The organism is Micromonospora sp. NPDC004704, from assembly GCF_053601675.1.
Map to the genome: position 1 here is coordinate 110,224 of NZ_JBSGCD010000005.1, position 20,889 is coordinate 131,112.

Sequence of the window (20,889 nt, forward strand, 5' to 3'; positions counted from 1 at the left end):
GTAGCGGCCGAAGTGGTTAGTAAGGAGCGTTCGAGATGCCCATTGCTTCCCCCGAGGTCTACGCCGAGATGCTGGACCGCGCCAAGGCGGGCCGGTTCGCGTACCCCGCGATCAACGTGACGTCCTCGCAGACGCTCAACGCCGCACTGCGCGGATTCGCCGACGCGGAGAGCGATGGCATCATCCAGGTCTCCACCGGTGGTGCCGAGTACCTCTCCGGTCCCTCGATCAAGGACATGGTCGGCGGTTCGGTCGCGTTCGCGCTGTTCGCCACCGAGGTCGCCAAGAAGTACGGCGTCAACATCGCGCTGCACACCGACCACTGCCCCAAGAACAAGCTCGACGGGTTCGTCCGCCCGCTGATGGCGATCTCCAAGGAGCGGGTGGCCCGGGGTGAGGCCCCGCTGTTCCAGTCGCACATGTGGGACGGCTCGGCCGTACCGGTGGCGGAGAACCTGGAGATCGCGGCCGGGCTGCTGGACGACGCCGCCGCCGCGCACGTCGTACTCGAGATCGAGGTCGGCGTGGTCGGTGGCGAGGAGGACGGGGTCGAGGGCGCGATCGACGACAAGCTCTACACCACCGTCTCCGACGGTCTCCAGATGGTCGAGGCGCTCGGCCTGGGCGAGAAGGGCCGCTACATGGCGGCGCTGACCTTCGGCAACGTGCACGGCGTCTACAAGCCGGGCAACGTCAAGCTCCGCCCGGAGATCCTCAACGAGATCCAGCAGGCGGTCGGCGCCAAGTACGGCAAGGACAAGCCGCTCAACCTGGTCTTCCACGGCGGCTCCGGCTCGCTCCTGGAGGAGATCCGGGAAGCCCTGGACTACGGCGTGGTGAAGATGAACATCGACACCGACACCCAGTACGCGTTCAGCCGCCCGGTCGCGGACCACATGTTCCGCAACTACGACGGTGTGCTCAAGGTGGACGGCGAGGTCGGCAACAAGAAGCTGTACGACCCTCGCGTCTGGGGCAAGGCGGCCGAGTCCGGTCTCGCCCAGCGGGTGGTCGAGGCGTGCGAGCACCTGCGCTCCACCGGCACCACCCTCGCCCGCTGACCCGTCCCTGATCAAGCACTGACGGCCGGTCCCCGACAACGGGGACCGGCCGTTTGGCGTGCACGGGTCAGTCGTGGACGAGCAGGCGTACCGCCTCGTGCACGTCGTCGGTGACGTGGATCGAGCCGGTCAGGTCACCGAACGGGGTGAGCGCGAACAGCGGCCGGAGCAGCGACTCGATCGGCAGCGTCTCGGTCCAGAAGGCCCGGTCGAGGAAAACGTACGCGCCGCTGGCCCCGTCGGTGCCGTAGAACGTCTTGGTCGCCGCCTGGAACACCTCCTGCACCGTCCCGGCCCGACCGGCGGCGAAGACGATCCCGCCCCGGGCCAGCCGGAGCAGGGTGTCCTCCCGGATCGCGTTCGAGAAGTACTTGGCGATCCTGCCCGCGAACAGGTTCGCCGGCTCGTGTCCGTACAGCCAGGTCGGGATGGAGAGGCCACCGCGCCGCGCCCAGCCGACGGTGTCGGCCACGACGGACCGCCCGCCGTCGCGCTGCGCGGGCGGTGCACCGCCCTCCGGCACCGACCCGTTCCCGGCCGTCGAACCGCCGAGTCCGGTGGTCGACCCGGGACCGTCGGGGTCCGGTCCGAACTCGGCCCGGACCCGCAGGGCCGCCGCCGTGTAGCGGTCGTGGTCGGCGAAGTCGGGGGCGGCGGCCAGCAGGTCGATGGCCGAGGCCAACTCCTCCGGCGTACGCCCGGACAGGTACGCCCCCAGGTTCGCCGCCTCCATCACGCCCGGCCCGCCGCCGGTGACCACCAGCCGGTCCGCCCGCGCCAACTCCCAGCCGAGCGTCGCGGCCAGCCGGTACGCCGAGGTCCCCCGGGGTACGGCGTGCCCGCCCATCACCCCCACCACGGAACCGGGGCCGTGGATGGCCAGCCAGCTCCGGGTGGCGTCGGCGAGCGCGTTGTCGACGCCGTGGTCGTGCATCCGTTGCGCCAGCGCCTCCCGTACCGGTGGCATTGCCCCGCCGTGGGCGCGGAAGTGCTCGTAGACCACGGTGTCGAACATGCCGGCGAAACCACCGTCGCCGAAGCCCGCGACCAGGTCGTCCGGGGTGTAGAGCCGGGGCGGCTGGGTCGAGTACGGCAGCGTGGTGAACGGCGGCAGGAGGTGGGCGCCCCGCCGGATGAGATCGGCCTCGACCTGGCGGGAGGCGAACCGGCAGCCGATGAAGAGGGTGTCGGTGAGGTCGACGGCGGTGAGGTCGGGCGCCGGGTCGAGATCGAGCCGCAGCCCCTGCACGGTCAGCCCGGCGAGACTCCCGGTACGCAGGTGGCGGTCGAGTTCGGCGCGGGACTCGATCTCGGACTCCGTGGTGTCGTCCGGTTCGAGCAGGTGGGTGGTGGGTGGTGTGGGCACGTCCGTCATCCTCCTCCGCGCCGGCAACCGTCGACCAACGCCGGGCGGTCCGGAAGGCGTCGGACGGTCCCCGAAGGGCATCGGACGGTCCCGGAAGGGCGTCGGGAAGGACGAGAGCCCGGTGACCGAAGTCACCGGGCTCTCCTTACCGGGTCCTGGGGAGGCTCCGGACCTCTATTTGTAGTCGAGTCGACCATCGCCCGCACCGGCCGCACGCGTGACCGATGACTCAGCCTTTCAGTCAGGCCGAGAGGTATCCCGCCTCGCGACCGCCCAGGTCGGGCAGGTTCAATGGGCCGATGCAGAGTCTTTTGCCCGAACCGCCGGCCACCCTCCTCCCCGCCGACGACGCGGCCGAGGCGGCCCTCGCGGAGGCCATCGAGGCCGACACCGACGAGGCCTACGCCTCGGTCGCCGCGCGTTTCCCGACCTCCAGCGCCGCCTGGGGGGCCCTGGGCCAGCGGGCGCTCGCGTCCGGGCAGGTCGTCACCGCGTACGCGTACGCGCGTACCGGCTACCACCGTGGGCTGGACCAGTTGCGCCGCAACGGCTGGAAGGGGCACGGTCCGGTGCCCTGGGCGCACGGCCCCAACCAGGGGTTCCTGCGCTGCCTGCACGTGCTGTCCCGAGCCGCCGGCGAGATCGGCGAGTCGGACGAGGCGGCGCGCTGCGCCCAGTTCCTGCGCGACTGCGACCCCGAGGCCGGGGACGCGCTCGCCGGCTCCTGAGCCGGTCCGCGCCGCCGCTGGTTCCGCTGACCGGTCCGCTCCCCGCCCCGGTCCAACCGGGGCGGGGAGAACCCGTCACAGACCCTCGGCCACCGCGGCGGCGATCTTCAGCCAGGCGTCCCGGCTGGCGGCGGAGAGCTGCCCGTACCGGATCGGTTCGCCGGTGTCGATCAAGCGCTCGTACGGCGCCAGCAGCACCGCCCTGGTCCGGGCGGCGAAGTGACGCTGGATCGCCGGCAGGTCGATCTCCTTGCGCGACGGTGGCATGGACACCACCGTCACCGCCTGCCGGACCAGCCGCTGCCGGCCGCTCTGTTCCAGGTGGTCGAGCATCCGGGCGGCGGTCTCGGCGGAGTCGTTCCGGGCGGACATGGTGATCAGGAGCTGGTCGGTGGCGTCGATCGCGGCCTGCCAGTTCTGCGCCCGTACGTTGTTCCCGGTGTCCACGAAGATCAACTTGTAGAACCGGCTGACCACCTCACGGATCTCCGCGAAGGCGGCAGCGGTCAGCATCTCGCCACCGGTCGCCGACTCGTCCGAGGCGAGTACGTCGAACATTCCCTCGCCCTGCGACCGGACGTACTGCGACAGGTCCCCGACCCGCCCGTGCGACACCTGGAACTGCCCCAGGTCCCGCAGCATGTCCCGGACCGTACGGGAGTGGAAGTCCTGCTGTGCCCGCATCCCGAGGGTGCCCTGGGTCTCGTTGTTGTCCCAGGCCAGCACGTATCCGCCGCGCTTCTGACCGAAGGTCATCGCGAGCAGCAGGATCGCCACCGTCTTGCCCGCGCCACCCTTCGGGTTGACCACGGTCACCTGGCGCAGCCCACCGAAGTTCCGGCGCACCATCTCGACGTCCTGCCGGATCTCCTGCTCGTGCCGCCCCGGCGAGAGCCGGACCAGCCCGAGCGTGGTCTTGTTGACCGCCGCCCGTACGCCCATGGTGGCGATCGGGTCGGCCGGTCGGCTGGCCCGACGGCGGGCGAACTCCTCCGCCGTGGGGGTCGACGAGTCCGGGGTCCAGACCGGCTCCGGATACGTCATCGCCGGCGGCGGCACCCTGGTCACCCCGGCTGCCTCCCCGTACGGCTGCTGCGGCACCTCGGCGACACCCGGGTAACCCTCGCCCCTCGGCTGTGGCCTCCCCACCGGCGGGTACGGCGCCGCCCTCGGCACCGCCGCCTGCCCCGGTACGGCAGCCGCCCCGGCCACGTACATCGTCCCGCCCGGCCCTGGGTAGCCCTGCCCCTGCCCTGCCGGTCCCGGATAGCCCTGCCTGGCCGAACCCGGGTAGTCCTGTTGGGCCGGCCTCGGGTAGTCCTGAGCTGTCGACCCCGGATTCTCCTGACCGGCCGCTGCCGGGCCGAAGTGGTCCTGCCTGGCCGGTCCCGGGTGGTTCTCGCCTGGCGGATAGCCCTGGCCGGCCCGGATGCCGGCGTTGCCCACCGCTGCCGTGCCGTGGGGTGCCGGTGGTTGGGGCTGTCCGGGCAGTGGCACCCGTGCCGATGCCGGTGGCGCTGTCGTCGGCGGTGTCGGGGTGGTGATGGAGGGCTGGTGGGGGTGGGGGGCCGCCGCGTCGGCCGGGACCGACGGGCTGGCGAAGTCGGGGTTGGCGGCTGCTGCCGGGTCGACGGCGGGACGGTGCGGCGGTTGTGCCCAGGGGGACTCCGGTGCCGCCGCCCGGTTGCTGTGTGGCCCGGCGCCGGGTGCCCCGTCCGCTGCGCCGCCCGGTCCGGCGGGTCCACCGGCGAGCAGGTCATCCAGGGTGAAGGGGTCGTCGAGGCGTACCGACGGGGTTGCCGGGCCGGGGACCGTACCCCGGGTCGGGGTGTCTCCGGTCGGCGCCCACGGATCCGGCGCTCGTCCCGGTCCGGCGCCGGGTGAACTCCGGGCCGGGTCGTCGTCGGCTCGTGCCGGTTGTGCCGGCGGCTGGTGGGCCGCCGCTCCGGCCGCGCCACTGATCAGCGGCCACGCTCGGGTGGGCTGCTCGACCGCCGCCCGCGTCTGCGCCTGCTCGCTTGCGGTCGGCGCCGGCCCGGCCGCGCTGCCTCCGTCCGCCCCGTTCCCGGTAACGCTGCCAGCGGGGGCACCGCTCGCGGCGGCGCTGCCCCCGAAAGCTTCGCTGGTCCCGGTGGGTCCACTCCCGGCGGTGCTGTTCCACGTGGGTCCGCTGGTGGCGGCCCCGGTCTCCGGTGCGTGGCGGGCCGGTAGGACCGGCGCCGGAGGACTCGTCGGTGTCGGTGGTGCCGATGGCACGGGCACCACCGGTGCGGCCTGCGCCGGCGGTACGGCCGGTGGGGGTGTGGTCGGCCGGGGTGTCACCGGAGGCGGAACCGGGCCGCCTCCCCAGGCGACGTCCGCGCCGACTCCCGGCGTGTGCGGCGGCACCGGCGGGCTACCCGCGCCCGGCCCGCCATGGGTCCCCGGGGTGCTGCCACCCGTCGGCTGCGGCGGCTCGGCGACGATCTCGTCCGGCGGCCAGAACGGCTCGACGTCACGGGGCGGCGCCCCCCGGCCCGGCCCGCGGAACTGGTCCGGCTGGTCGTCCACCACGGCTAACTCCCCCCTGCTCCGCCCGAGGATATGCCCGCCGGACGCGATCAGCCCGGCACCGAGCCCGGCTGTCGGCCGACGTACGTGGTCAGCGGCCGTACACCGCCCAGGCGCCGGGCTCGATCCACCAGGAACGTTTCCGGCTCAGGTCCCCGCTCACGCCGTCGTCCACGTACGGCAGATCACCGTCACGGGGCACGACCGCGACCGCGCGTCCTCGGGCCCGGCGCACCTCGATGCGTACCTTCTTGCGGCCCCAGCGGCTGCCGGTGAGCACCGGAACCGCGACCGCGACCTCGATGGTGCCGCTGGTCGGGTCCGCCTCGGTCAACAGCGGCAGCCCGGCGAGCTGTGCGTACCCGCGCCCGTTGCCGATCGCGCAGGCCAGTACCGGGTCGTCGCCGCTGGTCAGGATGGTGTCGTCCACCTCCACCCGGCCGCGCCAGGGGATGGTCCGGCCCTCCTTGTCGCCGCCGCCGAGCAGCACCCCGTCCAGGGTGACCGAGCCGCCGTCGTTGCGGAGCAGGTCGAGCCGGCGGACCGGGCCGTCGAGCAGCGCGGCGGCCACCTCGGCCGGCTCGCGGGGCAGTCCGAGCTGCCCGACCAGGTCCACGGCAGTTCCGGCGCCCGCGCCGGCCGGGTCGAGCGGAAGCAGTCCGATCGGCGGCAGGTCCGGGACCGTACGGTTGCCGGCGAGGTCGGCCGGGCGGCGGCTCGGGGGTGGGGCGTACCGACGGACCATCCGGCGCATCACAGCGCGTAACTGGCCGTCACTGGCGGTGGCGACGATCAGGCGGGTCTTGCTGTCCCCGTCCGGCCAGGTGAGACCGTCGGTCCGCTCCGGCGCGTCGAGCCGCGACAGCACCTCGTCGATCTCCGCGTCGGACGAGGCGGTGACCATCTCCACCCGAGCGCCCCGGGCGGTCAGCGCGTCTGCGCAGTTCAGCACCGGTACCCGAGGGGTATCGGTGCAGTTGTCACCGGCACCCTCGGCGCCCGTTCCACAGCATCCGTCGCCGCTTCCGCAGCCGGCGGACCCGTCCCGGCCGGACCCGAGGGTGAGCAGCACCACGTCGTACACGGGCGGTGGCCTCCTGCCTGTCTCCCGGCCACTACTGGCAGGGCTGTCACTTCTTGTTAATCTGACACCTCGGGCTCGCCACGCGGTCGCCACCTGGCACCCGAGCCCCTCGAAGGCGGGTTGAGATGCCAGCGATCGTGCTCATCGGGGCGCAGTGGGGCGACGAGGGCAAAGGCAAGGTTACCGACCTGCTCGGCGAGCAGGTCCACTACGTCGTCCGTTACTCCGGCGGCAACAACGCCGGACACACCGTGATCACCCCGGACGGGCAGAAGTACGCACTGCACCTGATGCCGTCCGGTGCACTCTCGCCGAACGCGATGATCGTGATCGGCAACGGTGTGGTGGTCGACCCGAAGGTGCTCCTGGCCGAGATCGACGGGTTGGCCGAGCGGGGCGTCGACGTCTCGCGGCTGCGGATCTCCGGCGACGCGCACCTGATCATGCCGCACCACCGGGCGCTGGACCGGGTGGTCGAGCGTTACCTCGGCTCGGCCCGGATCGGCACCACCGGTCGAGGCATTGGCCCGGCGTACGGCGACAAGGTCGCTCGGATGGGCATCCGGCTGCAGGACCTGCTCGACCCGGGCATCCTGCGCAAGAAGCTGGAACTCGCGCTGCGCGAGAAGAACCAGATGCTGTTCAAGGTCTACAACCGCAAGGCGCTGGACGTGGACGCGGTCACCGAGGAGTACCTCGAGTACGCGAAGCGGCTGCGGCCGTACATCGCGGAGACCCGGGCGATCCTCTGGGACGCGCTGGACCGGGGCGAGACGGTGCTGCTCGAGGGTGCCCAGGCGACCATGCTCGACATGGACCACGGCACGTACCCGTTCGTGACCTCGTCGAATCCGACGGCGGGCGGGGCCTGCGTGGGGGCGGGCATCCCGCCGACCGCGATCACGAAGGTGATCGGGGTGACCAAGGCGTACACCACGCGGGTGGGTTCGGGGCCGTTCCCGACCGAGCTGTTCGACGACAACGGCATGCACCTGCGCAAGGTCGGCGCCGAGTACGGCACCACCACCGGTCGGGAGCGCCGGACCGGCTGGTTCGACGCCGTGGTCGCCCGGTACGCCACCCGACTGAACGGCATCACGGACCTGGTCGTCACCAAGCTCGACGTGCTGACGGGGCTGGAGAAGGTGCCGATCTGCGTCGGCTACGAGATCGACGGCGAGCGGTTCAGTGACATGCCGATGACGCAGACCGCGTTCCACCACGCCACGCCGATCTACGAGGAGCACGACGGTTGGTGGGAGGACATCACCAAGGCCCGTACCGAGGCTGAGCTCCCGGAGAACGCCCGCCGCTACATAGCCCGCATCGAGGAACTCTGCGGCACCCGAGTCTCCGTAGTAGGCGTAGGCCCCGGCCGAGAAGAAAACGTAGTCCGCCACCCCCTCCTCTAACCCCCGCCTACTTCGTTGATCATGAAGTTAGCGACGGGAAACGTGCTCTGACGCGTCGCTAACTTCATGATCGACGGGTCGGGTGGGTGAGGAGGGCGGCGCGGATCGTGGTGGGGATGTAGTCGGGGTTGAGGGTGTCGGACCAGGTGAAGCGGAGGACGCGCCAGCCGGCGTTGGCGATGAGGTTCTGGCGCCGGCGGTCTCGGTAGAGGGCTTCGGGGGTGGCGTGAATGGACGCGCCGTCGGCTTCGCCGATGATCCGTTCGCGGAGCCAGGCGAGGTCACCCACGGCGAGCAGGTAACCGTCCTCGTCGCGTACGGGGTGCTGTAGCTCGTCCGGCGGGACGCCGCCGTCGGCGCAACGCAGGCGTACCCGGGTCTCCAGCGGGGACTCGGCTCGACCGTCCGCCTCCGCCAGGTGCTCCCGGGCGGCCACCGCTCCTCGGCGCCGGGCGAGCATGGCGTGCACGTCCATCAGGTCCGACTCGGTGATCGACCCTTGGTGCAACGCCGAGTCCAGTACCGACACGCCGGCGAAGCGGTCTACCCGGAGCAGCAGGTCGGCCGCCGTACGCGTTGCCGTGGTGGTCCGGATCCCGCCGATCGTGCCGGCCTGCTCGGGTGGGATGACGAGTTGGTGCACCACCACGGCCGGATCCGTCGGTCGAAGCGGCCGTGCTGCCGGCCCGGGTACGGAGACATGGATCCTCGGATCGGTCCGCAGTCCCGCGAACCCGTGCAACTCGGCGGCGGTCCCGAGCACCGCCGTCGCCAGCTCCCCGAGTGATGCCGCCGCGGCCCGGATCCGGGCTCGCCGCGCAGCCAGCGGACTCGGCGCCAGGTCCACGAGGTACGCAGCCCGAGCCAGCCGCCGCCACTTCCCGCTGCGACACAGCCGCTCGATCTCCCGCACCGTCAACCCCGCACCCAGCGCCTGCTCCCGAGTAACCACCCCGTCCTGCCCCGCCGCCACCCGCCGAACAACCCCCCACCCATCCATCCCCCCACCCAACCGCCCCAAGCCCCCCTCCACCACCCCCTGTGGAAAACCCCCCACCCCCCTGTGGATAACTCCCCGCCCCATCGCGTTGATCATGAAGTTAGCGACAGGAAATCGCCCTTCAGGCGTCGCTAACTTCATGATCAACGAGCAAGTCCCACCCGGGTGCGTAGGATCTGGGGTCGTGCGGGTACTTGTGGTGGGTGGCGGGGGGCGGGAGCATGCGCTCGCGCTCGGGTTGAGGGACGATCCGGCGGTTGAGGCGGTGGTTGCGGCGCCGGGGAATCCGGGGATTGCTGCGGTGGCCGAAGTGCTGCCCGTGGACGCGGTTGATCCGGGGGCGGTGGCGGCGCTGGCCGTCGAGACCGGTGCTGATCTGGTGGTGATCGGGCCCGAGGCGCCGCTGGTCGCGGGGGTTGCTGATGCGATCCGGGCCAAGGGCATCGCGGTGTTCGGCCCGTCCGGGGCGGCTGCCCAGCTCGAGGGCTCCAAGGCGTTCGCCAAGGAGATCATGACGGCTGCCGGGGTACCCACCGCACGGGCGTACACCTGCACGAACGCGGACGAGGTGGCCCGCGCCCTGGACGAGTTCGGCGCGCCGTACGTGGTGAAGGACGACGGGCTCGCCGCCGGCAAGGGCGTGGTGGTGACCGAGGACCGGTCCCGCGCGCTCGAACACGCCGCCCAGTGCACCCGGGTGGTGGTCGAGGAATACCTCGCCGGACCCGAGGTCTCCCTGTTCGTGGTGACCGACGGTGAGGCGGCGCTGCCGCTGCTGCCGGCACAGGACTTCAAGCGGGTCGGAGACGGCGACACCGGTCCGAACACCGGCGGCATGGGGGCGTACGCGCCACTGCCGTGGGCGGCTCCGGACCTGGTCGACGACGTGATGGCCCGGGTGGTCGAGCCGACCCTGGCGGAGATGCGCCGACGGGGCACCCCGTTCTCCGGGCTGCTCTACGTCGGCCTGGCCATCACCGCCGGTGGGCCGAAGGTGATCGAGTTCAACGCGCGGTTCGGGGATCCGGAGACGCAGGTCGTACTCGCGCTGCTGGAGACGCCGCTGGCCGGCCTGCTGCACGCGGCCGCGACCGGGACGCTCGCCGCGCACCCGCCGCTGACCTGGCGTGGCGGTGCCGGGGTCGCGGTGGTGGTCGCCTCGGCCGGATACCCCGAGTCGGCCCGCACCGGAGACGTGATCACCGGCGCCGAGCGGCCCGGGATCATCCACGCCGGCACCGCGCGCCGCGAGGAGGACGGTGCCCTGGTCTCCGCCGGGGGCCGGGTCCTCTGCGGTACGGCGATCGGCCCGGACCTGGAGGTCGCGCGGGACGCGGCGTACGCCCTGGTCGAGGGGATCGAGTTGGCCGACTCCCACTACCGGCGGGACATCGCTCTCGCCGCGATCGAAGGTCGGGTCGCCCCGCCGCGCGGGTAGCCCCACGACGACGGCACGAAAGCGGGATTCGCTGGACCCGCTCCGGTCCTTACCTTGGGACCCGACACCCGGTCGATCATCGGCCGGGGCGAGTTCCGCAGGGAGCGACCATGAACACGATCGTGGCCAGCCGGTACGTCGGGCAGCGCACCGCCGACGGCGACCCCGCCGGCCCGCCCGCCCGTCGGGTGCGGAGGCGTATCACCAGCCGCCTGGCGCTTCCGTTGCTGGTGGGGGCGTTGACGGTGGCCGGGGCCGGCTGTTCGGCGAAGGACCGCGCACCGGCTCCGTCGGCGGGTGGCGCATCCACCAGCCCCGGCGCGTCCCCGACCGCACCGGCCGGCGAGGCCGGGGTCGGCGCGAGCCCGAGCGCCAGCGCCGCAGCCCAGCCGGGCAACAGTCCCGGCAAGCCGGCCCCCGGCACCTCCACCGGGGCGACCAAGCCGGGCGCGGCGACCTCCCCGGTGCAGATCGTCGAGTTCCGGATCCAGCAGAAGCCGACCTGCCCGCAGGGTGCCTCTGAGTTCCCGGTCGAGGCGACGCCGCTGGTGATCGAGTGGAAGGTCACCGGGGCGGACCGGGAGGTGGAGCTGGCGGTGGACGGGCCGGGCCTCTACGACACCTATCCCGCGCAGGGCAAGGAGTCCTTCACCTTCTCCTGCGGCGGTGAGCCGGGCAGCGTCGAGAAGCACACGTACAAGCTCACCGCCAAGCACGGAAAGTACGTCGAAACCCGTACGCTCACCGCGACCGCGACGGTCTACGACATCGCGACCGTCTGAGACGAAACCCGTACCACCGCCAACCGATCATCCCTCCTGGACCACCCATTCGGTGTAACGACCGGACATCCCTCGTTGACACACCGTGCCATGATCAGCCTGTCGCGCGGAACGGATTGACATCCAGCTCTGTACGGAGCGGTCCGCGCCGGTGCGTTGGCAGCGCGGGGAGGTCGGCGAAGTTCGATGGGTGAGTTCCTGGACGTGGCGTTCGGCTTCCCGACCGCACTCTTCAGTTTCCTGCTCGTGGTGGTGGTCGGCTACTGGGTGCTGGTGCTGTTCGGGGTGGTCGGGCTGGACGACGATGCGACGGCCGAACCCGGTGGGGCGGCCGGATTCCTCGGTGGGATCGGGCTCGGTGGGCCGCCCGCCACGGTTGTCCTGTCGCTGCTGATCGCGGTGGCGTGGTTCGTGAGCCTCGCCGGCACCGTACTGCTGGAGCAGCCCGACCTGGGGAGTGTCCTGATGGCGGTGCTCTCGACGGTGCTGCTCCTGGGCGCCCTGGTCGGCGGCTGGTTGGTGACCCGGCTGCTCGTACGCCCGCTGCGGCACTTCTTCCACACCGACGAGACGGTTTCCCGCAACGCGTTTGTCGGCCGGGTGTGCGTGATCCGTACCGGCCTGGTCAGTGTCGACTTCGGACAGGCCGAGGTGACCGCACCCGACGGCTCGTCGGCGGTGATCCAGGTACGGCAGGCCAGCGGCGACGAGATGGGTTTCGGCAGTCGAGCGATGATCTACGACTACGACGCCGACCGCGAGTTCTTCTGGGTGTTGCCGGTGGAGACCACCGGTGACCCCGACTACTACCCCCACGGACAGAAGGACCACTGATGGATGTGATCACCACCGGCGTCGGCGTGCTGCTGGCCGTCATCCTGCTTGTCGCGATCGGCGTGGTTTTCCTGGTCAGCCGCCTGTTCCGAAAGGTCGAACAGGGCAAGGCGCTGATCATCTCCAAGGTCCGTCGGGTTGACGTGACGTTCACCGGTGCGGTGGTGCTCCCGGTCCTGCACAAGTCCGAGATCATGGACATCTCGGTGAAGACGATCGACATCGAGCGGACCGGCCAGGAGGGCCTGATCTGCCGGGACAACATCCGGGCGGACATCCGGATCACGTTCTTCGTCCGGGTGAACAAGACCAACGAAGACGTGATCAAGGTGGCGCAGGCGATCGGCACCGCGCGGGCCAGTGACCGGGAGACGTTGCAGGAGCTGTTCAACGCCAAGTTCTCCGAGGCGCTCAAGACGGTCGGCAAGCAGCTCGACTTCGTCGACCTCTACACCAAGCGGAACGAGTTCCGGGACCAGATCATCCGGGTGATCGGCACCGACCTCAACGGCTACAGCCTGGAGGACGCGGCGATCGACTTCCTGGAGCAGACGCCACTGACCAAACTGGACGCGGCGAACATCCTCGACGCCCAGGGCATCCGGAAGATCACCGAGCTGACCGCGATCGAGCACATCCGTACCAACGAGTTCCAGCGCAACGAGCAGAAGGAAATCACCCGGCAGAACGTCGACGCCCGGGAAGCCATCCTGGAGTTGGAACGGCGGCAGGCCGACGCGGAGCTCAAGCAGAACCGCGAGATCGAGACGCTGCGGGCCCGCGAGGACGCGGAGATCTCCCGGGTACGGGCGGAGGAGCGGCTCCGGGCCGAGACCGCGCACATCCGTACCGACGAGCAGTTGGGGATCCAGAAGGAGAACAAGGCCCGGGAGATCGCGGTCGCGGAGAAGAACCGGGAACGGGTCATCGCGATCGAGTCGGAGCGGATCGAGAAGGACCGCATGCTGGAGGTGATCGGCCGGCAGCGGGAGACCGAGCTGTCCACCATCTCCAAGGACAAAGAGGTCGAGGTCGAGAAGCGGGCGATCGCCGAGGTCATCCGGGAGCGGATCGCGGTCGACAAGACCGTGGCCGAGCAGGAGGAGAACATCAAGCGCCTGCGGGTGGTCGAGGAGGCCGAGCGGACCCGCCAAGCGGTGATCATCCAGGCCGAGGCCGAGGCGCAGGAGGCCCTGGTCAAGGACATCAAGGCGGCCGAGGCGTCGGAGCAGGCGGCGAAGCACAAGGCCAGGGAGAACCTGGTCCTGGCCGAGGCCCGGCAGCAGGCCGCCGAGCTGGAGACCCGAGCGAAGATCCGGCTGGCGGAGGGTGCGCAGGCCGAGGCCGCCGCGGCCGGTCTGGCCGAGGTCCAGGTACGCGAGCGCGGCGCCGAGGCCATCGAGAAGGAAGGCCGCGCCGAGGCGATGGTCGAACGGGAGAAGGCGCTGGTCCTGGCCGACGCGTTGCGGGACAAGCTCAAGGGCGAGGCGGAGGGTCTCACCGAGAAGGCCGCCGCGATGGCCGCGCTGACCGACGCGAGCCGGGGGCACGAGGAGTTCCGGCTGCGGTTGGAGGCCGAGAAGGACCTCCGGCTGGCCGAGATCAACGCCCAGCACCAGGTGGCCGAGTCGCAGGCGATGGTGCTCGCCGCCGGGCTGGAGAAGGCGAACATCGACATCGTCGGCGGGGACACCATGTTCTTCGACCGGCTGGTCAACTCGATCACGCTGGGCAAGAGCGTGGACGGCTTCGTCCAGCACTCCGAGGTCGCCCAGAGCCTCGCCAAGCCGTGGCTGGACGGGGAGGCGAGTTTCCCCGCCGACCTGACCCGGATGATCGGGTCGCTGAACACCGGTGACGTACAGAACCTGACCGTGTCGGCGTGGTTGTTGCAGCAGATCAAGGCCGGTGGGGCCAACTCGGACAAGTTGCAGGACCTGCTCCGGTCGGCGCAGCAGCTCGGCCTGGCCGACCAGCCGATCGCCGCCCTGAACGGCCCGAGGCAACGGGGTACGGGTGAGTGACCCCTCGACCACCAGCGGCATGACCGGCACGGTCGACCCGACCGAGCCGAACACCACAGCCGGGGCCGGCAGCGCTGTCGACGCCGGGACGTACGAGGTGCTGCGGGCTCGGCTCGCCGAGCGGGCCGGTGAGCTGGCTCGGCGGGCCGAGTGGCTGAACAGCCGCCGGTTGGAGGTCTTCGGCGGCACCGAGTTGCGGCTGATCGGCACCGAGCGGATCCGGACCCAGCACAACTGCGTACCCCGGGACATCGTCTCGGTCGGCGGGCTGATGCTGTTCGGCTACAACGTCTTCATCGGGCTGAAGCCCGAGACGACGGTGGACGACGTCTTCTCGCTGCACCACTTCGCCCGGGGCCGGGCCGCTGCCGACAGTCCGACCAGCGAGGACGACGACGCGTTCCGGTTCGACGACGTCGATCCGGGGCAACTCGCCGGGCTGCTGCGCGACCCGCAGTTCGAACGCGACTTCGGCGAGCTGTACCGCTACTACCGGGAAACCCGGTTGGTGCAGTTGCGGCGGCTCGACGGCCGCCTGCTGGCGGTCTTCCAGACCGGGCCGCGTACGGAGGACATCCGGGTCCTGCGCTGGCAGGTCGACGTCGACGGCACCATCACGTACCTGGACAACCGGGGTGAGCGGGATCACGTCTTCCCGCCGTCGCACGACTTCGAGTGGACCGAGACCACCCGCGACGACCACATCCTCGGCCGGCACCCGCACATCTCCATCGACGACGAGGTGTTTGTCGAGACGGTCGGCGGGACGCTCACGGTCAAGGTGGAGAACAACACCGAGACCGGCCAGGGCATCTACGAGGAACCGGTCGACGAGCCGTTGCAGAGCCTCGCCGACGCCGACATCCAGCACGCCCGGATCGGCCCGCTGATCCTGCTGCGGATGCGGCCGTACAAGGAGACGCGGTGGCGGCACCTGGTGTTCAACACCAGGACCCAGGAGGTGGTCCGGCTCGACGGCATCGGGCAGGCCTGCCAGCGGCTGCCGGAGGACCACGGGATCATCTTCCCCGGCGGCTACTACCTGGCCACCGGGGTCAGCCGGACCTTCGACACCGACACCGAGGGGCTGGAGTTCGAGCGGATCATCCGGTCGACCAACGGCGAGGACGTCCTCTACGTCTTCCACAACCGCAGCGCCGGTCGGACCCTGCTGCTGCCGTACAACGTGATCCGCAAGGAGGTCGCCACCCCGGTCCCGTGTCACGGTTACTCGCTGTTCGACGACGGGACCCTGGTGGTCTTCCGGGCCACCTCCGACGAACCGACCCGGGTGCACCCGATGCAGGTGTGGCAGACCCCGTACCTGTCGGACAGCTACGCCGCCGGGCAGCCGGTCGGCACCGGGCCGCTGGAGCGGGTCGGCAACGCTGACCTCGTACGCGGAATCTCGGACTGCCTGTCGGTGGCCCGGATGGTCAACGAGATGACCCCGACCCTCGGGGTGTTCGAGGCCCTGATCACCGCCTGCGCCCGGATCTTCGACCACTACCACTGGCTCGGTGAGGCCGACCTCGGTGACCTGCGGGCACCGCTCAGCGAGGTACGGGCCACCGGCAAGCAGGTGCTGGACGAGTTCGAGAAGGTCCAGTCGCTCACCGCGCACGCCGCCGAGACTCTGGACGAGGCCGCCGCCCGGACCGCGACCCTGGTCCGGCAGGTACGCGGTGAGGCCCCGCGCACCGCCGACGAGTGGGTACGCCAGCTCGCCGGGCTGCGCCAGGCGCAGGGACAACTCGTGACCCTGCGCGACCTGCGGTACGTCGACCTGGCGCGGATCGACGAGCTGAGCGGGGAACTCGACTCCGAACTCACCTCCACCGGTCAACGGGTGGTCGCCTTCCTCGAACGCGACGACGCGTTCGGCGACTACCAGGCCGAGGTGGAGCGGCTGCGTACCACCGCCGGTGCGATCGGGACGGTGGCCGAGGCCGCCCCGCTGCGCGACCGGCTCGCCGAGCAGGCCGAGGGTCTGCAGGTGGTGACCGAGGTGGTCGGCTCCCTGGAGATCGCCGACGCGACCGTACGGACCGGGATCCTGGCCCGCATCGGTGAGGTGCTCGGTGCGGTCAACCGGGCTCGGGCCACCCTCGACGGCCGCCGCGCGCAACTGCTCACCGCCGAGGGGCGGGCCGGTTTCGCGGCCGAGTTCGCCCTGCTCGGGCAGGCGGTGACCGGTGCGCTGGCGGTGGCCGACACCGCCGAGCGGTGCGACGAGCAACTCGGCCGGCTGCTGCTCCAGGTGGAGAACCTGGAGTCCCGGTTCGGCGAGTTCGACGACTTCCTCAGCGAGCTGACCACCCGCCGGGCCGACATCTACGAGGCGTTCTCCGCCCGCAAGCAGGCCCTGCTGGACGAGCGGGCCCGCCGCTCCGACCGGCTGGTCGGCTCGGCCGAACGGATCCTGGTCAGCGTGCACCGCCGGCTCACCGGGCTGCGCTCGATCGACGAGATCAACACGTACTTCTCCTCCGATCCGATGGTGGCGAAGCTGCGCGGGGTCGCCGACGAGCTGCGTACGCTGGGCGACCCGGTCCGGGCCGAGGAGCTGGCCGGGCGGATCAAGGCCGCCCGGCAGGAGGCCGGGCGGGCGCTGCGTGACCAGCAGGACCTGTACCTCGACGGCGGTGCGACGATCCGGCTCGGCCGGCACAGCTTCTCGGTGAACACCCAGGAGGTCGACGTCACGCTGGTGCCTCAGGACGGCGAGTTGGCGGTCGCGGTCACCGGCACCGACTACCGGGCACCGGTCCGGGACGAGACGTTCCAGCAGACCCGACCGTTCTGGGAACAGCTTTTGGTCTCCGAGTCGCCGGAGGTCAGTCGGGCGGAACACCTGGCCACCTCGATCCTCGCCGACGCCGGGGCGGGTGCCGGCGGGTTGACCATGGAGGCGTTGCACGAGGCGGCGGTGAGCCGGCCGGCGCTGGTCGACCTGGTCCGCCGGGTCGCCGAGGGCCGGTACGACGAGGGTTACGAACGCGGCATCCACGATCACGACGCGGCGGCGATCCTGGAACCGCTGCTGCGCCTGTACGACGGCGCCGGCCTGCTGCGGTTCCCGCCCGGAGCCCGTGCCGCCGCCCAACTGTTCTGGACCTTCGGTGCGGACGAGTCGGCCCGGACCGGCTGGTCCACCCGTGCCGGTTCGCTGGCCAGGGCCCGTACCGCGTTCGGCGCCTCGGCCGCGATCGCCGAACTCTGTACGGAACTCTCCGGTGCCGCGGCGCGGTTCCTGCACGAGGCCGGGCTGCCGGAACAGGCGGCGGTGGCCCCGCTCGCCGCCGAGTACCTGTTCGAGGAGCTGTCCCGGGCACCGTTCGGCTTCGTCACCGGCTCCGGTGCCCGCGCCCTGCTCGACCGGTTCCGGCGCACCCTCGGCGGCCCCGCGTCCAAGTCGGTCCAGGAGTACGACGAGGACCTGCGGGCGCTCGGCGACGACCTGGCCGCCCGGCACCAACTGGTCGAAGCGTGGCTGGAGTCGTTCCTGCGTACGGCGGGCACGTCGGCGTCGACCGGGCAACCGCTGGACGCGTACGACCTGGCGGAGGCGGTGGCGATCGAACTCTGTGGGACCGCCCTGCCCCGGCACGAGTCGGCGGCCACCCTGACGGCCGAGGTGACCGGGCTGCTCGCCACCCATCCCCGGACAGTCGACGCCCGGCTGCCGCTGCGGATCGACGAGCTGCTGGCCCGTACGCGTGAGTTCCGGACCGTGCGGGTGCCGGCGTACCGGGCGTACCAGCGGCGGCGCAACGAGCTGGTGGCCAGCGAGCGGACCCGGCTCCGGTTGTCCGAGCACCAGCCGAAGGTGCTCAGCTCGTTCGTCCGTAACCGCCTCCTGGACGAGGTCTACCTGCCGCTCATCGGGGACAACCTCGCCCGCCAGATCGGCGCGACCGGCGACGGCAAACGAGTCGACCAGATGGGCCTGCTGCTGCTCATCTCCCCACCGGGTTACGGCAAGACAACCCTGATGGAGTACGTCGCCAGCCGGCTCGGCCTGGTCTTCGTCAAGGTGAACGGGCCGGCTCTCGGTTCGGCGGTCACCTCGGTCGACCCGGCCGAGGCACCGAACGCCACCGCCCGGCAGGAGGTGGAGAAGATCTCGTTCGCGTTGGAGCTGGGCAACAATGTGCTGCTCTACCTGGACGACATCCAGCACACCTCACCGGAGCTGTTGCAGAAGTTCATCTCGCTCTGTGACGGCCAGCGCCGGATGGAGGGCGTCTGGGACGGCCGTACGCGAAGCTACGACCTGCGCGGAAAGCGGTTCGCGGTCTGCATGGCCGGCAACCCGTACACGGAGTCGGGGCGGCGGTTCCGGGTGCCGGACATGCTGGCGAACCGGGCGGACGTGTGGAACCTCGGTGACGTGCTCTCCGGTCGGGAGGAGGTGTTCGCGCTCAGCTACCTGGAGAACGCGGTCACCTCGAACCCGGTGCTGGCGCCGCTCGCCGGCCGGGACCGTGGCGACCTGCAACTCCTGGTCCGGCTGGCCCGGGGCGACGAGACCGTACGCGCCGACCAGCTCACCCACCCGTACGCGGCGGTCGAGTTGGACCAGATCCTGTCGGTGCTGCGCAAGCTGCTCCGGGTGCAGGAGGTGGTGCTGGCGAACAACCGGGCGTACATCACCTCGGCGGCACAGGCGGACGCGTCCCGTACGGAACCGCCGTTCCTGCTCCAGGGCTCGTACCGGAACATGAACAAGCTGACCGAGCGGGTCGTGCCGGTGATGAACGACGAGGAACTGGAACGGGTCATCGACGACCACTACCTCGGTGAGGCGCAAACCCTGGCGGCCGGCGCGGAGGCGAACCTGCTGAAGCTGGCCGAGCTGCGCGGCCGGTTGTCCGACGAGCAGGCCCGGAGGTGGGCCGAGGTGAAGGCGGGTTACCTGCGGGAACGCGCGCTCGGCGGTGATTCGGACGACGCGATCGGCCGTGCGGTCGGCGCCCTCGGCTTGTTGGCCGATCGGATCGCAGCCGTCGAGTCCGCGATCGAACGAGCCAGTCACTCCGAGCGGTAGGCCGGGTCCTCCGCGTCGGACGTATGGCAGTGTCAGACGCAGTGACGGTCGCCGAGAAGCTCGTCGTCGGCCGTGGACCGGTTCGCGTGTGGTAATTCCGTCAGGTGGGCGGAGGCGGTGATTCGGGCGATGGAGTTGGCGAGTTGGTGTCGCTCGTCTGAGGTCAGTGCGCTGGTGATGTCGGGCAGGCGTTCGGCGACGTCGGCATAGAGCGCGCTGACGATCTCCTTTCCGAGCCCGGTGGTGCTGAGGGTGACCGCACGCCGATCGCGCTGGAGTGTTTCCCGCTGCACGAGCCCGCGGCGTTCGATCCGGTCGACGAGGCCACTGAGGGCGTTCTTGGCCACGCCGAGCAACTGCGCGAGTTCCCCCATGCCTCGCGGCTGGTCCTTGATCGCGCACAGCAGGGTTGCCTGGACCGAGGTGAGGTCGTGGTCGGCGCAGATCTGCGCGTATCGGCGCTGTACCAGCACAGACAGCCAGACGAGGTCGTTCCCGAAGCCGTCGTTTTCTGCCACCGGCGCATCCTTCCTTCGCTGTGCGTCAGCTTACCTTGCGAAAGTTCATGACACGAACTACTTTTAGTTCATGGCGAGAACTATTCTGCCTCGTCGGAGGCGACGATCGATCTCGTCGCGGGCGCACGAAGAGAGAAGGCCTCATGAACACGCAGCCATCCGGCACGATCGCCGTTTTCGGCGGAACGGGCAAACAGGGCGGATCGGTCATTGACTCGCTCCTGTCCCGCGGTGCGCACGTACGCGCCCTCGTCCGCAGCCCCCGGTCCGACCGGGCGCAGGCGCTTGCCGGCCGGGGGGTCGAGCTTGAGCGGGTCGAGATCGGCGACGCCGCATCGCTGTCGGCCGCGCTCCAGGGGGTGGACGCCTTCTTCCTCATGACCACCCCCGCAGGCCACACCCTCTCCGACATGGCGGGCGAGACGCGACAGGGCATCAACCTCGTTGACGCTGCGATCAAGGCGGCCGTCCCGCACATCGTGTTCAGTTCGGTCGGCGGCGCCGAGCGCGACTCGGGCGTACCGCACTTCGAGTCGAAGCGCCGGGTAGAGGAGCACCTCCAACAGTCCGGCCTGCGGGCGACGATAGTCCGCCCGGTCGCCTTCATGGACAACTTCACGTACATGGGGCCGAGCGTCGAGAACGGCGAGATCGTGCTGCGCATGCCGCTGCCCGATCACATCGGGCTGCAGCTGATCGCCGTCCGGGACATCGGGGAGATCAGCGCCCCGTTCCTGCTCGGGGCCGCCGACGCGCTTGGTGGTGCCATCGAGATCGCCGGCGACGAGCGCACCGGCAGCCAGATCGCCGCCGCATTCGGCGAGCACGCCGGTCTTCCGGCACGGTACGAAGCTCTGCCCCTACAGGCACTCGGAGACAACCCGGATATGCAGGCGATGTTCCGCTGGTTCGCGGAGACGCCCGCCTACCAGGCCGACATCAGAGCAGTGAAAGCGATCGCGCCGAATGCGTGGGACCTGCCCACATGGCTCCGCTCCAGCGGCTGGACGCTCCCGACCCCGGGCCGGTGACAACCGCGTCA

General features: G+C 70.8%; 14 protein-coding genes. 9 read left to right on the top strand and 5 right to left on the bottom strand.

Translation table 11 applies throughout. The annotated features are described in order from the left end of the window. Positions 1 to 35: 35 nt before the first annotated feature. A complete protein-coding gene (fbaA, locus tag ACWEFB_RS08690; RefSeq protein ID WP_452283628.1) occupies positions 36 to 1,061 on the top strand; it encodes a class II fructose-bisphosphate aldolase in 1,026 nt (341 codons plus the stop codon). A gap of 67 nt (positions 1,062 to 1,128) precedes the next feature. On the opposite strand, the gene ACWEFB_RS08695 is transcribed toward fbaA, so the two are convergent. After that, positions 1,129 to 2,427, bottom strand: a complete 1,299-nt coding sequence (locus ACWEFB_RS08695) for an LOG family protein (protein WP_452283630.1) — start codon at positions 2,425 to 2,427, stop codon at positions 1,129 to 1,131. Between the two features lie 299 nt (positions 2,428 to 2,726). On the opposite strand from ACWEFB_RS08695, the gene ACWEFB_RS08700 reads away from it, so the two are divergent. Further along, on the top strand, positions 2,727 to 3,155 hold the full coding sequence (locus ACWEFB_RS08700; RefSeq protein ID WP_326562033.1) for a DUF3151 domain-containing protein: 429 nt from the start codon (positions 2,727 to 2,729) through the stop codon (positions 3,153 to 3,155). A gap of 75 nt (positions 3,156 to 3,230) precedes the next feature. Here ACWEFB_RS08700 and ACWEFB_RS08705 read toward each other — a convergent pair whose 3' ends face one another. Next, positions 3,231 to 5,705 carry a chromosome partitioning protein gene (locus tag ACWEFB_RS08705; protein ID WP_452284050.1) on the bottom strand — a complete coding sequence of 825 codons (2,475 nt, stop codon included), beginning with the start codon at positions 5,703 to 5,705 and terminating at the stop codon, positions 3,231 to 3,233. 91 nt (positions 5,706 to 5,796) lie between these two features. Beyond that, positions 5,797 to 6,789: a hypothetical protein gene (locus ACWEFB_RS08710; RefSeq protein ID WP_452283633.1), complete on the bottom strand. Its 993-nt coding sequence runs from the start codon at positions 6,787 to 6,789 to the stop codon at positions 5,797 to 5,799. 125 nt (positions 6,790 to 6,914) lie between these two features. On the opposite strand from ACWEFB_RS08710, the gene ACWEFB_RS08715 reads away from it, so the two are divergent. Beyond that, positions 6,915 to 8,201, top strand: coding sequence for an adenylosuccinate synthase (locus ACWEFB_RS08715; protein ID WP_326562035.1), 1,287 nt, complete (start codon positions 6,915 to 6,917; stop codon positions 8,199 to 8,201). A gap of 64 nt (positions 8,202 to 8,265) precedes the next feature. Here ACWEFB_RS08715 and ACWEFB_RS08720 read toward each other — a convergent pair whose 3' ends face one another. Continuing rightward, positions 8,266 to 9,201, bottom strand: coding sequence for a type IV toxin-antitoxin system AbiEi family antitoxin domain-containing protein (locus ACWEFB_RS08720; protein ID WP_452283635.1), 936 nt, complete (start codon positions 9,199 to 9,201; stop codon positions 8,266 to 8,268). 184 nt (positions 9,202 to 9,385) lie between these two features. Here ACWEFB_RS08720 and purD point away from each other — a divergent pair, with 184 nt between their 5' ends. The 5 genes from purD to ACWEFB_RS08745 all read left to right on the top strand — a co-directional run bounded on the left by purD (position 9,386) and on the right by ACWEFB_RS08745 (position 19,329). Then, positions 9,386 to 10,639: a phosphoribosylamine--glycine ligase gene (gene purD, locus ACWEFB_RS08725; RefSeq protein WP_452283637.1), complete on the top strand. Its 1,254-nt coding sequence runs from the start codon at positions 9,386 to 9,388 to the stop codon at positions 10,637 to 10,639. A gap of 110 nt (positions 10,640 to 10,749) precedes the next feature. Beyond that, on the top strand, positions 10,750 to 11,421 hold the full coding sequence (locus ACWEFB_RS08730) for a hypothetical protein (RefSeq protein WP_452283639.1): 672 nt from the start codon (positions 10,750 to 10,752) through the stop codon (positions 11,419 to 11,421). Between the two features lie 186 nt (positions 11,422 to 11,607). Next, positions 11,608 to 12,255 (top strand): hypothetical protein, encoded by a 648-nt coding sequence (locus ACWEFB_RS08735; protein ID WP_452283641.1) that lies wholly within the window; start codon positions 11,608 to 11,610, stop codon positions 12,253 to 12,255. Then, positions 12,255 to 14,279, top strand: coding sequence for a flotillin family protein (locus tag ACWEFB_RS08740; protein ID WP_452283643.1), 2,025 nt, complete (start codon positions 12,255 to 12,257; stop codon positions 14,277 to 14,279). Before ACWEFB_RS08735 ends, ACWEFB_RS08740 begins: the two co-directional genes overlap by 1 nt. Then, positions 14,272 to 19,329: a DNA repair ATPase gene (locus ACWEFB_RS08745; RefSeq protein ID WP_452283645.1), complete on the top strand. Its 5,058-nt coding sequence runs from the start codon at positions 14,272 to 14,274 to the stop codon at positions 19,327 to 19,329. The genes ACWEFB_RS08740 and ACWEFB_RS08745 overlap by 8 nt, the downstream gene beginning before the upstream one ends. Positions 19,330 to 19,361: 32 nt before the next feature. On the opposite strand, the gene ACWEFB_RS08750 is transcribed toward ACWEFB_RS08745, so the two are convergent. Beyond that, positions 19,362 to 19,847, bottom strand: a complete 486-nt coding sequence (locus ACWEFB_RS08750) for a MarR family winged helix-turn-helix transcriptional regulator (protein WP_452283647.1) — start codon at positions 19,845 to 19,847, stop codon at positions 19,362 to 19,364. 143 nt (positions 19,848 to 19,990) lie between these two features. Between ACWEFB_RS08750 and ACWEFB_RS08755 the strand changes: the two genes are divergently transcribed. Then, positions 19,991 to 20,878 (top strand): NmrA/HSCARG family protein, encoded by an 888-nt coding sequence (locus ACWEFB_RS08755; RefSeq protein WP_452283649.1) that lies wholly within the window; start codon positions 19,991 to 19,993, stop codon positions 20,876 to 20,878. The last annotated feature ends 11 nt before the right edge of the window (positions 20,879 to 20,889 follow it).